The following is a 15,038-nucleotide window of genomic DNA, read 5'->3' as shown; positions in this document are numbered from 1 at the left end:
GTTGCTGGAATGGAACCGGCAAAAGCGGCATTTCATACGGGTAAAGAAGGCAAACAGGCACAGGTCCGGCCGGGCCGGCAGAGAAAGTTCAGGCGCGCCAACGCCAACGGGCGTGGGCCTTGATGACTTGATCCAAGAGTTTGCTGACGATCAACACGGGGAAGGTCTCATTCATACGTTCCCGCACAGTAACTTAGCTGAGCAGAGGGTGCAATATGGCGCGGAGCAAGCAATCGATGCGGCCTTTAGCCATAGCTAAAATGCGAAAGTTTTTGGTACTGTCGTTCCGTTCACTACAACAATAAATAAATGGACTTGCTCATGACCAAACAGACGATGTTTGTACCGCTCGCCAGTTGTATTCTTGCAATGGCCTGCGCCCAGGCCGTTGCGGCCCCCGCCCCCTATACCAAATTCATAGTCTTTGGCGACAGCCTGAGCGACGCCGGGCAGTTTACCGATACCGGCGGTCCCGCAGGTGCAACCGAGCGGTTCACCAACCGCGTCGGACCGACCTACAAGGATGGCAACGGCGAGGTTCGCGCCGCCAACTCGACACAGTTGCTGGGGGGGAAACTGGGGTTTTCACCTGACCAGACGGCCGCTTCGACCTCGGCGGTCCGCGCCAGTGAAGGCCTGCCAGACGGTAACAACTGGGCGGTAGGTGGATACCGTACCGATCAGATCCTCGACTCGATCACCACCACCTCGGACACCGGTGAGCGCAGTCGGCCCGGCTATCTGCCGAGTAACAACTTTCGCGCTGACCCGAACGCGCTCTATTTCCTCTCCGGTGGCGGCAATGACTTCCTCCAGGGCCGGGTAACGAGTCTTGATCAGGCCAATGCCGCAGCCGATCGGCTGGTCAGCAGTGTGCAAACGCTGCAACAGGCCGGCGCCAAATACATCATGGTCTGGCTACTGCCAGATATCGGGCTGACCCCGGCGATCAATGGCAGCCCGTTGCAGGCCTTTACCTCCCAGCTCAGCGCCCAGTTCAACACTGAACTGGTCAGCCAGTTGCAGCACGTCAATGCCGAAGTCATCCCGTTGAATATTCCGGTGCTGCTCAAAGAGACCTTCGCCAACCCGGCGCAATTTGGCCTGGCCACCGACCAGAATCTCACCGCGACCTGCTTCAGCGGTGACAGCTGTACGGAAAACGCCCGGTACGGGATCAACAGCGCCACGCCGGACCCGACCAAGCTGATCTACAACGACTCGGTGCACCCGACCGAAACCGGGCAACGCCTGATCGCCGATTACGCGTATTCCATACTGGCAGCCCCCTGGGAACTGACGCTGTTACCGGAAATGGCCCACGCCACCCTGCGCGCGCATCAGGATGAACTGCGCAACCAATGGCAATCCGACTGGGAGAACTGGCAAAACGTCGGTCAGTGGCGTGCGATTGTCGCCGGTGGCGGTCAGCACCTGAATTTTGATGATCAACGCAGTGCAGCCAGTGCCGATGGCAACGGCTACAACCTGAACATTGGCGGCAGCTATCGTCTCGACGAGGCCTGGCGTGTTGGCGTGGCTGCCGGTTTCTATCGTCAGAAGCTGGAAGCGGGCAACGACAACTCGCAGTACAAACTCAACACGTACATGGGTACGGCGTTCGCTCAATATCAGCAAAATCGCTGGTGGGCTGACGCGGCAATGACGGCTGGGCATCTGGACTACGACAGTCTCAAACGCAAGTTCGACCTGGGCGTCAACGAACGCGGGGAGAAAGGCAGTACCAACGGCACGGTGCTGGCTGTCACCGGTCGCCTGGGTTACGACATCGCGCAGCAGGCAAGCAGCCCGTGGCACTTGTCGCCATTTATCAGCGCCGACTACGCCAAGGTGCAAGTCGACGGTTACTCGGAGAACGGCAACGACTCCACGGCACTGACCTTCGGTGACCAGAAGCGCACCTCGAAGCGCCTCGGCGTCGGTTTGCAGGGCAAGTATCAGATCACCCCGCAAACTCAGGTGTTCGGCGAGTTCGCCCACGAACGCGAATATAAAGACGACACCCAGGACCTGACCATGAACCTCAACAGCCTGCCCGACAACCATTTCACCCTGCAAGGCTACACCCCGCAAACCAACCTGAACCGCCTGAACCTGGGCGTCAGCCAGAAGTTGACTCCAGACCTGGCGCTACGGGCCAGCTACAACATTCGCAAGGATGACGACTTCACCCAACAAGGCATCAACGTGGGTGTCAGCCTGGACTTCTAAACCGCAGGCCATAAAAAACGCTGCCTCCTCACGGGGGCAGCGTTATTTTGGGCGCTCTCTGATGTGACGAGCAAGCTTGCTTCGCGCTCTGCTGCGAAGCAGTCGCCATGAAGGGGCCTGCCACGCAGGCCAGCGGGAGCAAGCTCCCTCGCCACAACAAGCTCCTTCGTTACAGCTCAGTCTTGTGGGGTTTGCTCGGCCAGGGCCACAGCGCGGAACATCGCGCGGCGCTTGTTCAGGGTTTCTTCCCATTCGAGCGCAGGCACCGAATCAGCCACGATGCCACCACCGGCCTGCACATGCAGTTCGCCGTTCTTGATCACCGCAGTGCGGATTGCAATCGCGGTGTCCATGTTGCCGTTCCAGGCGAAGTAACCGACCGCACCACCGTAGACGCCACGCTTGACCGGTTCCAGTTCGTCGATGATTTCCATTGCGCGAATCTTCGGCGCACCCGACAACGTACCTGCCGGCAGAATCGCCCGCAGTGCGTCCATCGCTGTCAGGCCGGCTTTCAACTGGCCGGTGACGTTGGAGACGATGTGCATCACGTTGGAATAACGCTCGATGACCATTTTCTCGGTGAGTTTCACCGAACCGATTTCCGACACGCGACCGGTGTCGTTGCGGCCGAGGTCGATCAGCATCAGGTGCTCGGCGATTTCCTTGTCGTCCGACAGCAGGTCTTCTTCAAGCGCCCGGTCGGCTTCCTCGTTGGCACCGCGCGGGCGGGTGCCGGCGATCGGGCGCACGGTGATCAGGTTGTCTTCGACTCGCACCAGCACTTCCGGCGAACTGCCAACGACATGGAAGTCGCCAAAGTTGAAGAAGTACATATACGGCGTCGGGTTGAAGCAGCGCAGCGCCCGGTACAGATCTATCGGCGCGGCCTTGAAGTCGATGGACATCCGTTGCGATGGCACCACCTGCATGCAGTCACCGGCGAGGATGTACTCCTTGATGGTGTCCACCGCCCGCTCGTAATCGTCTTGGGTGAAACTGGAACGGAACACCGGATCAGCCGCTTGTTGCTTGCTGAAGTCCAGGCCGCGACGCGGAGTGATTGGCTGACGAAGTTTTTCCAGCAGCTCTTCCAGACGCGCCTGACCTTGCTCGAAGGCGATGTCCTGCGACGGGTCGGCCAGCACGATGGCGTGCATCTTGCCGGCCAGGTTATCGAACACCACCACCGCATCGGAGACCATCAGCAAAATGTCCGGCACGCCCAGCGGATCCGGGTTCGGGCACTTGCCCAGACGCTTCTCCACGTAACGCACGCAGTCATAACCGAAGTAGCCCACCAGCCCGCCGTTGAAGCGTGGCAGACCGGCGATGGTCGGCACGTTGTAGCGCGCCTTGAAGGTTTCGACGAAGGCCAGCGGGTCTTCAACCTCGTGGCTTTCTACCTCGGCGCCATCGACCGTCACGCTGACGTGATGATCATGCACCCGCAGCACCGTACGGCACGGCAACCCGATGATCGAGTAACGGCCCCATTTCTCACCGCCCTGCACCGACTCCAGCAAATAGGAGTTGGGCTCGTCGGCCAGTTTCAGGTAGATCGACAACGGTGTGTCGAAGTCGGCAAGGGTTTCACAGGCAAGCGGGATGCGGTTGTAGCCGGCAGCGGCCAAACGCAGGAATTCTTCGCGGATCATGAGGTGCCTCGTGGCGTGAGGGTCTAACAGTCAGGTGTGCAAACGCGCCGGATAGCCGGCCAGGATCGAGTCAGGCGCGCCAACGCCAGCGGGCCAGGGCCTTGATGACTTTCATCCAGAGTTTGCGAGTGACCACCACGATGGAGTTTCCAGGAGGGGATTGAACAGCGTCGGCCAACGTTATCTCAGCGGCTGGATCCAGGCAACCGGGAATTAGCTTGCGCAGATCGTCAATCACCAGCGCCGGAGACTCTTCGGCAATCGGCCGGCCATGGTTATAGCCATAGCTCAGGGCTACGCACTTCACGCCGGCCGCCTTGGCCGCCAGCACGTCGCTGCGCGAGTCACCGACAAACAACGATTGCGAGGCCGGTATGTTGGCCATTTTCATCACGAAAAACAGCGCCGCCGGGTCAGGCTTTTTCTGCGGCAGGGTGTCGCCGCCGATGATCCAGCGGAAGTAGCGGCCGATTTTCAGCTGATCCAGCAACGGCGCGACGAAGCGCTCCGGCTTGTTGGTGATCAGCGCCATTTCGACGCCCTGCTTGTGCAACCACTTCAGGGTGTCGCGTACACCTGGGTAGACCACCGTCAGTTCATGGCCGTCCGCGTAGGCTTCCATGAAGATCTCCAGCGCGTGCTCGGCCTCGACATCATCGACACTCGCGTGTTCGATACTGCCTGCCAGTGCACGACGGACCAGCACCGGCGCACCGTTGCCCACCCATTCGCGCACCGCGTCGAGACCTGCCGGGGCACGCCCGAGTTTGAGCAGCATGTTATCCACAGCCACTGCGAGGTCCGGCACCGAATCGATCAACGTGCCATCCAGATCGAACATCACCAGCCGCGGCAGACGCCCCGGGAACAACTGCTCAAAACCACTCATGGGCGAGCCAGCGCCAGTTCGGAGCGCATCTTTTCAATCACTTCCTGGTAGTTCGGCGCATTGAAGATGGCCGAACCGGCGACGAAGGTGTCAGCGCCAGCGGCGGCGATTTCACGGATGTTGTTCACATTCACGCCACCGTCGATTTCCAGACGAATGTCACGGCCCGAGGCATCGATCAGCGCGCGCGCTTCACGCAACTTGTCGAGAGTGCCGGGAATGAACTTCTGCCCGCCGAAGCCCGGGTTGACGCTCATCAGCAGGATCATGTCGACCTTGTCCATCACGTACTTGAGCACGTCCAGCGGGGTCGCCGGGTTGAACACCAGGCCCGCCTTGCAACCGCCTTCGCGGATCATTTGCAGGGAACGGTCGACATGCAACGTGGCTTCCGGGTGGAAGGTGATGTAGGTCGCGCCGGCGTCGATGAAGTCGCCAATGATGCGGTCTACCGGGCTGACCATCAGGTGCGCGTCGATGGGCGCGGTGATGCCGTATTTGCGCAATGCCGAGCAAACCATCGGCCCGATGGTCAGGTTTGGCACGTAGTGGTTGTCCATGACATCAAAGTGAACGATGTCGGCGCCAGCGGCCAGAACGTTGTCTACTTCCTCGCCCAGACGGGCGAAATCAGCGGAGAGAATCGACGGAGCAATAGCGAAGGGCTGCATGACGCACCTTTTTTGAGCAGAATCACGATGGCGCGCATTGTATACCTCATGCTTTGACGCGCGCACCGTGACCGCGATGATTGGGTCTGGTCCTAGTAGGCCGCTCGATAGATCTTCTCGATATCGGCGGTGCTCAATTTACGCGGGTTGTTGCGCATCAATCGCTCTATTCCTGCGGCCTCCACAGCCATCGCCGGGATTGCATCTTCTGGTATGCCGAGGCTGTGCAGGCCTTGGGGGATTTCCACTGCGGCACAGAGTCGCGCCATGGCCTCGACCGCTTTATCTGCCGCCTCTTCAGCGCTCAACTGCGCCGTTTTCACCCCAAGCGCCTCGGCGATATCCTGCATACGCTCGATGCACGCCATTTTGTTCCAGGCCATGACATACGGAAGCAGCAAGGCGTTGCTGACACCGTGCGTCACGTTGAAACGTCCGCCCAGCGGATACGCCAAGGCATGCACCGCGCCGACCCCGGCGTTGCCGAACGCCATGCCGGCCATCAGGCTGGCGGTGGCCATGTCTTCACGGGCCTGCAGGTTCGAAGGATTGGTGTAGGCCTTGGGTAATGCCTTGATGATCAGCTTGATAGCGCCGATGGCCAGTGCGTCGGTGATCGGCGAGGCGTTGAGCGACAGGTAGGACTCGACAGCGTGCACCAGCGCATCGACGCCACTGGCGGCCGTCACGCTGCGCGGGCACGTCAGGGTCATTTGCGGGCTGACCAGCGCCACGTCCGGCAACAGATAATCACTGATGATGCCTTTCTTCAGCTGCGCGACCCTGTCGGACAGTATCGCCACGTTGGTGACTTCCGAACCGGTGCCGGCGGTGGTCGGAATCGCAATCAGCGGTGGGCCTTTGCGCGGCACCTGATCGATACCAAACAAGTCTTCGAGCGCGCCGTGGTAACCGGCATAGGCTGCAACACTTTTGGCGATGTCGATGGCGCTGCCGCCGCCGAGTCCGATCAGGCCGTCATGCCCGCCTTCGCGGTAGACGCGCATGCAGTCTTCAACGATGGCGATTTCCGGGTCGGGCAACACCCGATCGAAAATCTCGTAAGTACGTCCATCCAATTGCGCCAGCGCCAGCTCCACCGTGCCTGACTTGACCAGCGCGGCATCGGTGACAATCAGTGGGTTATCGACATCCAGACGGGTCAGCTCGGCGGCCAACTGCTCAATGGCGCCAGCACCGGTGAGCAGTTTGTGAGCAATTTTGAAAGAGGAAATACTCATGTGCGCAGCCTCTTATGAATAGGGGAGCTGGGCACAATAGTAGCTGGGGATTGGGGTTTGTCTGTTATTGCGCGAATGAAAGAGCGGGTTACTCCTAAAACCTGTGGCGAGGGAGCTTGCTCCCGCTCGGCCGCGAAGCGGTCGTAATCCGGTAATCGCGTTCCATCTGAATACTCTCGGTGGCTGATATTAGGGTCGCTTCGCGACCCAGCGGGAGCAAGCTCCCTCGCCACTAAAGCAGATCCTTACACCTGTGCGGTACGCAGTTTCTCGCTGCGGCCACGTAGCCATTCCAGGGTCAGCAGCAGGAATACCGAGAAGGCGATCAGCAGCGTTGCCGCGGCGGCGATGGTCGGGCTGAGGTTTTCGCGGATGCCGCTGAACATCTGCCGTGGCAATGTCGCCTGTTGAGGGCCGGCAAGGAACAACGTGACGACCACCTCATCGAACGATGTCGCGAAGGCAAACAGCGCCCCGGAAATCACCCCCGGTGCAATCAACGGCAAGGTCACGCGGCGGAACGCCGTGAGTGGCGAAGCCCCCAGGCTGGCGGCAGCACGCACCAGGTTCTGGTTAAAGCCTTGCAACGTCGCCGATACGGTAATGATCACGAACGGCACACCCAGCACCGCATGCACGACGATCAGCGAGACAAAGCTGTTGCCGAATCCCAGCGGCGCGAAGGCCAGGTAGCTGGCCACACCGATGATCACCACCGGCACGACCATCGGCGAGATCACCAGCGCCATCACCAGCGCCTTGCCGGGGAAATCACCACGGGTCAGGCCAATCGCCGCCAGCGTGCCGAAGACCATCGCCAACACCGTCGCCGCCGGGGCGACGATCATGCTGTTCTTCAGCGAACGCATCCATTCGGCCGAGGCGAAAAAGTCCTGGTACCAGTGCAGCGAGAAACCTTGCAACGGGTAGACCAGAAAACTCCCCGAGTTGAACGACAGCGGGATGATCACCAGCACCGGCAGGATAAGGAACAACAGGATCAGCCCGCAGAGAATGCGCAAGCTGTAGAACCATACCCGTTCGATGGGCGACACATAAGGACTCAGCATTTCGATTCTCCCCTTAGCTCAAGCGCAGGCGGCTTGCGCCTACCAGCCAGCTGTAAATCAGATAGAGCACGACAGTCGCCAACAGCAGCAGCCCTCCGAGTGCGGTCGCCATGCCCCAGTTGATGCTGGTATTGGTGTAGAAGGCGACGAAGTAACTGACCATCTGATCGTTCGGGCTGCCAAGCAGCGCCGGGGTGATGTAGTAACCAATCGCCAGGATGAACACCAACAGGCAACCAGCGCCGACACCGGCATAAGTCTGCGGGAAATACACTCGCCAGAAGCTGGCGAACGGATGGCAACCCAGGGAAATCGCCGCACGCATGTAGGTTGGCGAGATGCCTTTCATCACGCTGTAGATCGGCAGAATCATGAACGGCAGCAGGATGTGCACCATCGAGATGTAAACCCCGGTGCGGTTGAACACCAGTGCCAGCGGCTTATCGATGATGCCCATCGCCATCAACGCGCTGTTGATCAGCCCGCCCGATTGCAACAAGACAATCCACGCCGCCACCCGCACCAGAATCGAGGTCCAGAACGGCAATAGCACCAGAATCATCAGCAGGTTGCTTTGACGTGACGGCAGGTTGGCCAGCAGATACGCCAACGGATAGGCCAGCACCAGGCAGATCGCGGTAATGACCAGGCCCATCCAGAAGGTCCGGGCAAAGATCTCGAGGTAGATCGCCTGATCAGGGGTCGCCGGGGCAATTTCGCCGAGGTCGTCGATCCGGTGGTCGACCGCTGCCAGCAAGTAATACGGCGTGATGCTGCTGGTGTTGCGGCGTACCGCTTGCCAGTAGGCCGGGTCGCCCCAACGCTCATCCAGCGCTTCGAGTGCATCTTTATAGGAGGCCGGTTCAGTTTTGAACGGCAGCGCTCGCGCGGTTTTGGTCAGCAGGCTGCGATAGCCGGCCAACTCCATATTCAGTCGCTTGGACAGATCGCCCAGGCTTTGATTTTTGCGGGCCTCAAGGAGGTCTTCGCTGGCAGCCTTGAAGACCGGATCCGCCGGCAAGCCTCGGCCATCCCAGGTCGCAATGGCAGCCACGGTGCGCGGCATCCCGCCGACCACTTCCGGGTTACTGACACTTTTGTAGAGCAGCGCCACGATCGGCACCAGAAACACCAACAACAGAAACAGCACCAACGGCGCGATCAGGGCCTGGGCCTTCCAGCGGTTGACCCGTTCGGCATGCGCAAGGCGCTGCTTCAAGGTGCGATTGGTGCCCTCGTTCAGGGGAACGGCGATGGCCATGGCGAACTCCGAAATTCTTCGATCAATCGTTAATGTGGGAGCGGACTTTGTGGCGAGGGGGCTTGCCCCCGTTCGGCTGCGAAGCAGTCGTAAAACCAGTGCATGCGGTGTATCTGACGCACCTTGATTGCAGGTTTCAGGGCCGCTTCGCGACCCAACGGGGGCAAGCCCCCTCACCACAAATCCACTCCCACAGGTGGGCGAACCCACCTTCGCAGGTTGTGCTTACTTCGCAGCCCACGAGTTGAAGCGCTGTTCCAGTTGCTCACCGTTGTCAGCCCAGAAGCTGACGTCGATCTGCACCTGGTTGGCGATGTTTTCCGGGGTGGTCGGCATGTCTTTCAGAATCTCTTTGGACAACAGCGGTACGGCTTGGATATTGGCCGGGCCGTAGGCGATGTTTTCCGAGTAGGTTTTCTGCTGTTGCGGCATGACCGAGTACGCGATGAATTTCTTCGCGGCGGCGGCGCGGGTTTTATCCAGGCCTTTTGGAATCGCCCAGGCGTCGAAGTCGTAGATGCCGCCGTTCCATACCACTTTCAGGTTGCTTTCTTTCTGCACGGCAGCGATCCGGCCGTTATAGGCCGAGCTCATGACCACGTCGCCGGAAGCCAGGTACTGCGGCGGCTGAGCGCCGGCTTCCCACCATTGGATGCTTGGCTTGAGCTCATCGAGTTTCTTGAAGGCGCGGTCCTGACCGTCCTTGCTGGCCAGCACTTTGTAGACGTCTTTCGGCGCAACGCCGTCGGCCATCAAGGCGAATTCCAGGGTGTACTTGGCGCCTTTACGCAGGCCACGTTTGCCCGGGAATTTCTTGGTGTCCCAGAAATCCACCCAACTGGTCGGAGCGCTTGCCAGTTTGTCGGCGTTGTAGGCCAACACGGTCGACCACACGAAGAAGCCCACGCCGCATGGCTGGATGGCACCCTTCACGTAGTCTTCGGACTTGCCGAACAGTGCCGGGTCAAGCGGCTCGAACATGTCTTCGTCACAACCACGGGACAGTTCTGGCGATTCAACCTCTACCAGATCCCAGGACACGCTCTTGGTATCGACCATGGCTTTGACCTTGGCCATCTCACCGTTGTATTCACCGGCGACAATCTTGCCGTTGCCCGCGGCTTCCCACGGTGCGTAGAAGGCCTTGACCTGCGCCGCCTTGTTCGCGCCGCCAAACGACACCACGGTCAGGTCGGGGCCGGCCATTGCATGGGCCGCGCCCATCATGCCAAGTGCCAGTGCTGTGAGTTTCAGGGATCTCAACATTTATTGTTCTCTCCACGTGCGGGTTGGTGTTGGTGAAGCGGGGGCGATCAGTTCGCCTCTAGAAGTGGGTCGAGCGCGCGAACGTGTTCGACCTGCCAGCCAAGCGGTACCACGTCTCCGACCGCCAGCGCCGGATCGAGCTCGGCGATCGGCTGTTTCACGAAGAAGTCGGTCTTGCCGCAGACTTCCAGGCGAACACGGACGTGGTCGCCCAGATAGATGAATTCCGCCACCCTTCCCGAGAAGCGGTTGACGCACGATTCGCTGGAACCGTTAAGGCTCACGCGCTCCGGACGAATGGACAGCGTCACTGGCTCGCCGGTCTTGCCGACATTCACCGCCAGCGCCTCGACCTTTTCACCACGCCCCAGCTCAACCACGCAGCGGTCGCCGGTGTGGCTGTGCAAACGGCCGTTGAGACGGTTGTTTTCGCCGATAAAGTTGGCGACGAAGGTATTTTTCGGCTTTTCATAGAGTTCGCGCGGTGGCGCGATCTGCTGGATTTCGCCTTGATGGAAGACCGCCACGCGATCGGACATGGTCAGGGCTTCACCCTGGTCGTGGGTCACGTAGACCACGGTCACGCCGAGGCGCTGGTGCAGGTGCTTGATCTCCATCTGCATGTGTTCACGCAGCTGTTTATCCAGTGCACCCAGCGGTTCGTCCATCAGCACCAGTTGCGGCTCGAACACCAGCGCCCGGGCCAAGGCCACACGCTGTTGCTGACCACCGGAAAGTTGCGCCGGATAACGCTGAGCGAACGCATCGAGCTGAACCATGCTCAGCACGCGCTTGACCCGGTCACTGACGTCGCTTTTGTTCAGGCCACGAACAGTCAGCGGGAACGCGAGGTTCTCGGCCACGGTCATGTGCGGGAACAATGCATAGTTCTGGAACACCATGCCGATGTCGCGCTTGTGCGGCGGCACGTTGTTGATCGCACGTCCGGCCAGCAGGATTTCGCCGGCAGTCGGCGTTTCGAAACCGGCGAGCATCATCAGACTGGTGGTCTTGCCGGAGCCGGACGGCCCGAGCAAGGTGAGGAATTCGCCTTTGCGAATCTCCAGGTTGAGGTCTTTGACGATCAGGTTCTCGCCGTCGTAGCTCTTTTGCACTCCACGAAAGCTGACCAGAACATCATTCGCTCCAGCGCTTGAATCGACCTCGCTCATACCTGCACCTTTGTATTCTTTATATGTAGGACTGCTGAGGACTAAGCCTAGTGGAGCCTGCAGACCGCGCAAATCGGGGTGCAGGAGAGAATCGCCTCAGCCGGATGGAAGGTTGGGTGTAGGGATTGCCCTACAAGGATGGCGGGATTGGGTATGTCGATAAACGATAGTGGCCAGCACCAGGCTGCAAGCCACAAAAGCCGCTGGGGTCGGGCTTTTCATCATGTCGCAAATGGACATGCCAACACGTTCCTGTAGCAGCTGGCGAAGCCTGCGTTCGGTGCGGGCCGCGTTCGGACGAAGCCGTCGCAAATCCTGCAACCGCTTTCTTTCAGGCAGATCGCGTTAACCGGATTACGACTGCTGCGCAGCCGAACGCAGGCTTCGCCAGCTGCTACGAGTGTGTGGTGGACGCAGATCAGGGGTGGTGTCAGAGGAGCTTGTGCTCCATCGCGTACTTCACCAGTTCGGCGAGGGAGGTGATGTTGAGTTTCTGCATCAGCCGCGCCTTGTGGGTGCTGATGGTTTTGCTGCTCAACGCCAGTTGCTGGGCGATCTCATTGACGTTGGCACCCTGGGCCAAGCGCTCGAACACCGAAAACTCGCGCTCCGAGAGCAATGAATGCAGCGGCCGCGAATCCGTCAGGCCGACCTCGAAAACCATTCGGTCCGCCAGTTCCGGATCGATGTAACGCCCGCCTGCCGCGACCTTGCGAATCGCCGTCAGCAGCAACGCCGGATCGCTGTCCTTGGTGGCATAACCGGCAGCGCCGACCTTCAGTGCACGAGCCGCCATTTGCGCCTCGTCGTGCATCGACAGCACCAGGATCGCTGGCGGATTGTTCAGTGCGCGAATCCGCGGAATCGCCTCCAGCCCGTTAACCCCGGGCATGGAGATATCCAGCAACACCACCTCGCAGGGAATGTGGCGCAAGGTCTCGAGCAGTTGCTCGCCATTGCTCGCCTCCCCCACCACCAGCAAATCCTTGGCGAGGCCGATCAACTGTTTGATGCCTTCACGGACGATGGTGTGGTCTTCGGCTACCAGTACACGGATCACGCTTTTCTCCTCATTGATGGGTTGAGCGCCGTTAAAGATCGCAGCCTGCGGCAACTCCTACAGAGGGACGCCCCGATCTTTCATCAATCCAGCGGCACACATACGCACAGGGTCGTGCCCTCGCCCGGCTCACTCTCCAGCGACAACTGGCCGCCCATGATCAGCACCCGCTCACGCATGCCGACCACCCCGAAGGAAGTCGGCCTGCCTTCGGGGGCGACAAAGCCTACGCCATCATCGCTGACCGTCAGGCACAACTCGTCGCCTTCCTGCACCAGTGTCAGTTCAACAGTATGCGCCTGCGCATGGCGCATGACATTGGTCAGCGCCTCCTGAAGAATCCGGAACAGACCGATAGCCTTGGCGTCGCTGAGGGTCGGCAGGTTATCCGGCACTTGCACCAGACACGGGATCTGCGTGCGCGCTTCGAAACGCCGGGCCTGCCACTCGATGGCAGACGCGATCCCGGCATCGAGAATCGGCGGGCGCAAGGCCGTGGCCACGTCCCGTACCAGCTGGAACAGTTGGGCGATCAGGCGTTTCATGCTGTTGAGACGCTCACTCAAGCCCGGATCGAGTTCGGCGTAGGCCAATTCGCACATCGAGGTTTCCAGCTTCAGCACCGTCAGCATCTGACCCAACTCATCGTGGACTTCACGGGCAATCCGGGCCTTTTCCTCTTCCCGCACGCTTTCCAGGTGCGCAGACAGTTCACGCAATTGCTCGCGGGAGCTGGCCAGTTCCAGCTCGATGCGTTTGCTCTCGCTGATGTCCCAGACAATCCCGTCCCAGACAAATGCGCCATCGTCGAGCCGACGCGTGATGGCCTTGATCTCGGCCCAGCGCTGCTCGCCCTGGCGAGTGAGAATCCGGCCTTGCCACGACCAGTCACTGTCGGTGTCCAATGCGTGATCCTGGGTCTGGTGATAACTCGCCTTGTCATCCGGATGCACCAGACTGCGCAGGCCCATGTCGCGACGGCTCAAGGTTGCCGGTGAATAGCCCACCAGGCTCTCGCTGCCCTCGCTGATGTAGGCAAAGTCGATTTGCCCGGTCACCGGTGCCCGTTCCAGGCGAAAGACCAGGCCCGGCACGTTGGCGGCAATCCCCTGCAACCGGGCTTCGCTTTCCTGCAAGGCAGCCAACGCCCGACGGCGCTCGGTAACGTCGTTGAGGTAAACGACCAGATACTCGCTGTCGCGAAACCGCAGAAAACTCAACGACACGTCGGCCGGCAAAATGCTGCCATCGGCGCGCACGCAGTTGGTTTCGAAACTTTGTGGCGCGTCTTCGCTGGCCCGGGCACTCTTCCACAGGCTCAACCAACGGTCCATGTGCAACCCGGGCTCGAAGTCGATCAGTGGCCGATCAATGACGCCACCCGGTGCATAACCGAGCATCGCCTCCGCCGCACGGTTGGCGTAACGCACATGACTGTCCCAATTGACCCAGAGGATCCCGACCGTGCTTTGATCAATCGAAAACTGCGTCAGGCGCAACGCTTCTTCGCTGGCCTCGCGCAGGGCAATGTCTTCGCGGGCCGCCAGTAAACGCTGCTCAAGGGTATGTTGCTGACGGCGCTGCCACAGCACGATGGCCATGCTGCTGAGGAACAACACAGCCAACAACAGGCAAAGGTTTTGCCAGAACCCCGGCGACTCGGTCAGGCGCGGGTATTTGGGTTGCAGCCAGCTCGCGTGCAACTGCTCAAGATCCTTGGCGGGAATCGCATGCAAGGCGCTTTCGACGATGCCGGCCAACTCCGGCCAGTCGCGGCGGGTCGCCACCCGTAGCAATTGCGGCAGGCCAATATCGCCGACCACCACCAACCCGGAGAATTCGGGTTCGATCGACAAACGGCTGAGTTGGGCTTCATCAACGACAGCGTAGCGGGCCTGTTGAGCCAGCAGCAGTTGCAGTGCCTCACGCTCCGTCGGCACGCCTTGCAAGTTGAGATTGCCGTATGTGTTGCGTAGATAGTCGGCAATCGCACCCGGCATGCGTACAGCGACCCGCGAGAGGCTGTCGAGTTTCTCCAGTTCGATGGCACCGGCGCCCTTCTGTTCGCCAACCACCAGTTGCGGCACACGCATGTACGGGTCGCTGAATTGCCATAGACGCAAGCCGGCGGGGGTTTGGGTCATACCCGGCGCGAGGTCGACTTCACCTTCGCGCACGGCTTCTTCCAGTTGCGCGACATCAGGAAAGTGGCGCCACGAGAACTCGATATTCAGCGAGCGGGCCAGCCACTGCATCAATTCGATATTGGCTCCGGACAACCGCTGCAAGCGCCGGTCGTACTGTGCAAAAGGTGCTTGCAGTACCACACCCACGCGCAGTTCGCTGTGCTCAGCGAGCCACTGGCGCTGCTCGACGCTCAACGGCGCACCATGCGCAGGCAACGCCGGTGCCGCCCATGCCATCAAGGGAAGCCAGCAACAGCCGATAACCAACAGGCAGCGAAAACGCATCATCCGAAGTCTCACACACTGACAAATACTGACCAACCCATTAGGCT

General features: G+C 60.2%; 11 protein-coding genes. 1 reads left to right on the top strand and 10 read right to left on the bottom strand.

Annotated features, from left to right (window positions below; genetic code table 11):
- The first annotated feature begins 321 nt into the window (after positions 1-321).
- The gene (gene estP / locus AC1RJ3_RS07650) at positions 322-2,232 is read left to right on the top strand and encodes an esterase EstP (RefSeq protein WP_493078217.1); all 1,911 of its coding nucleotides are present in this window, start codon (positions 322-324) and stop codon (positions 2,230-2,232) included.
- A 176-nt stretch (positions 2,233-2,408) separates the two neighbouring features.
- Here the strand turns inward: estP and trpE are convergent, their stop codons facing one another.
- From trpE to AC1RJ3_RS07600, 10 genes are all read right to left on the bottom strand, one after another.
- Complete coding sequence (gene trpE, locus AC1RJ3_RS07645; RefSeq protein ID WP_493078215.1) at positions 2,409-3,890, bottom strand: anthranilate synthase component I; 1,482 nt, start codon at positions 3,888-3,890, stop codon at positions 2,409-2,411.
- Positions 3,891-3,960: 70 nt separating this feature from the next.
- Entirely contained in the window at positions 3,961-4,779 is an 819-nt protein-coding gene (locus tag AC1RJ3_RS07640; RefSeq protein WP_347928156.1) for a phosphoglycolate phosphatase, read from the bottom strand.
- Positions 4,776-5,450 carry a ribulose-phosphate 3-epimerase gene (gene rpe, locus AC1RJ3_RS07635; RefSeq protein ID WP_019693907.1) on the bottom strand — a complete coding sequence of 225 codons (675 nt, stop codon included), beginning with the start codon at positions 5,448-5,450 and terminating at the stop codon, positions 4,776-4,778. Before rpe ends, AC1RJ3_RS07640 begins: the two co-directional genes overlap by 4 nt.
- A gap of 92 nt (positions 5,451-5,542) precedes the next feature.
- Positions 5,543-6,691, bottom strand: a complete 1,149-nt coding sequence (locus AC1RJ3_RS07630; protein ID WP_103319662.1) for an iron-containing alcohol dehydrogenase — start codon at positions 6,689-6,691, stop codon at positions 5,543-5,545.
- A gap of 245 nt (positions 6,692-6,936) precedes the next feature.
- Positions 6,937-7,761 (bottom strand): ABC transporter permease, encoded by an 825-nt coding sequence (locus AC1RJ3_RS07625; protein WP_054594300.1) that lies wholly within the window; start codon positions 7,759-7,761, stop codon positions 6,937-6,939.
- A gap of 13 nt (positions 7,762-7,774) precedes the next feature.
- A complete protein-coding gene (locus tag AC1RJ3_RS07620; protein WP_054594301.1) occupies positions 7,775-9,022 on the bottom strand; it encodes an ABC transporter permease in 1,248 nt (415 codons plus the stop codon).
- 225 nt (positions 9,023-9,247) lie between these two features.
- Positions 9,248-10,288 carry an ABC transporter substrate-binding protein gene (locus tag AC1RJ3_RS07615; RefSeq protein WP_123581184.1) on the bottom strand — a complete coding sequence of 347 codons (1,041 nt, stop codon included), beginning with the start codon at positions 10,286-10,288 and terminating at the stop codon, positions 9,248-9,250.
- 47 nt (positions 10,289-10,335) lie between these two features.
- Positions 10,336-11,460 (bottom strand): ABC transporter ATP-binding protein, encoded by a 1,125-nt coding sequence (locus AC1RJ3_RS07610; RefSeq protein WP_054594303.1) that lies wholly within the window; start codon positions 11,458-11,460, stop codon positions 10,336-10,338.
- A gap of 430 nt (positions 11,461-11,890) precedes the next feature.
- A complete protein-coding gene (locus tag AC1RJ3_RS07605) occupies positions 11,891-12,520 on the bottom strand; it encodes a response regulator (protein WP_054598191.1) in 630 nt (209 codons plus the stop codon).
- Between the two features lie 83 nt (positions 12,521-12,603).
- Entirely contained in the window at positions 12,604-14,994 is a 2,391-nt protein-coding gene (locus AC1RJ3_RS07600) for a PAS domain-containing sensor histidine kinase (RefSeq protein WP_493078211.1), read from the bottom strand.
- Positions 14,995-15,038: the final 44 nt, after the last annotated feature.

Source organism: Pseudomonas sp. GW822-FHT04C11, assembly GCF_058800905.1.
Note: the sequence above shows the minus strand (reverse complement) of the source record. Positions and strands in the feature narration are given on the sequence as shown.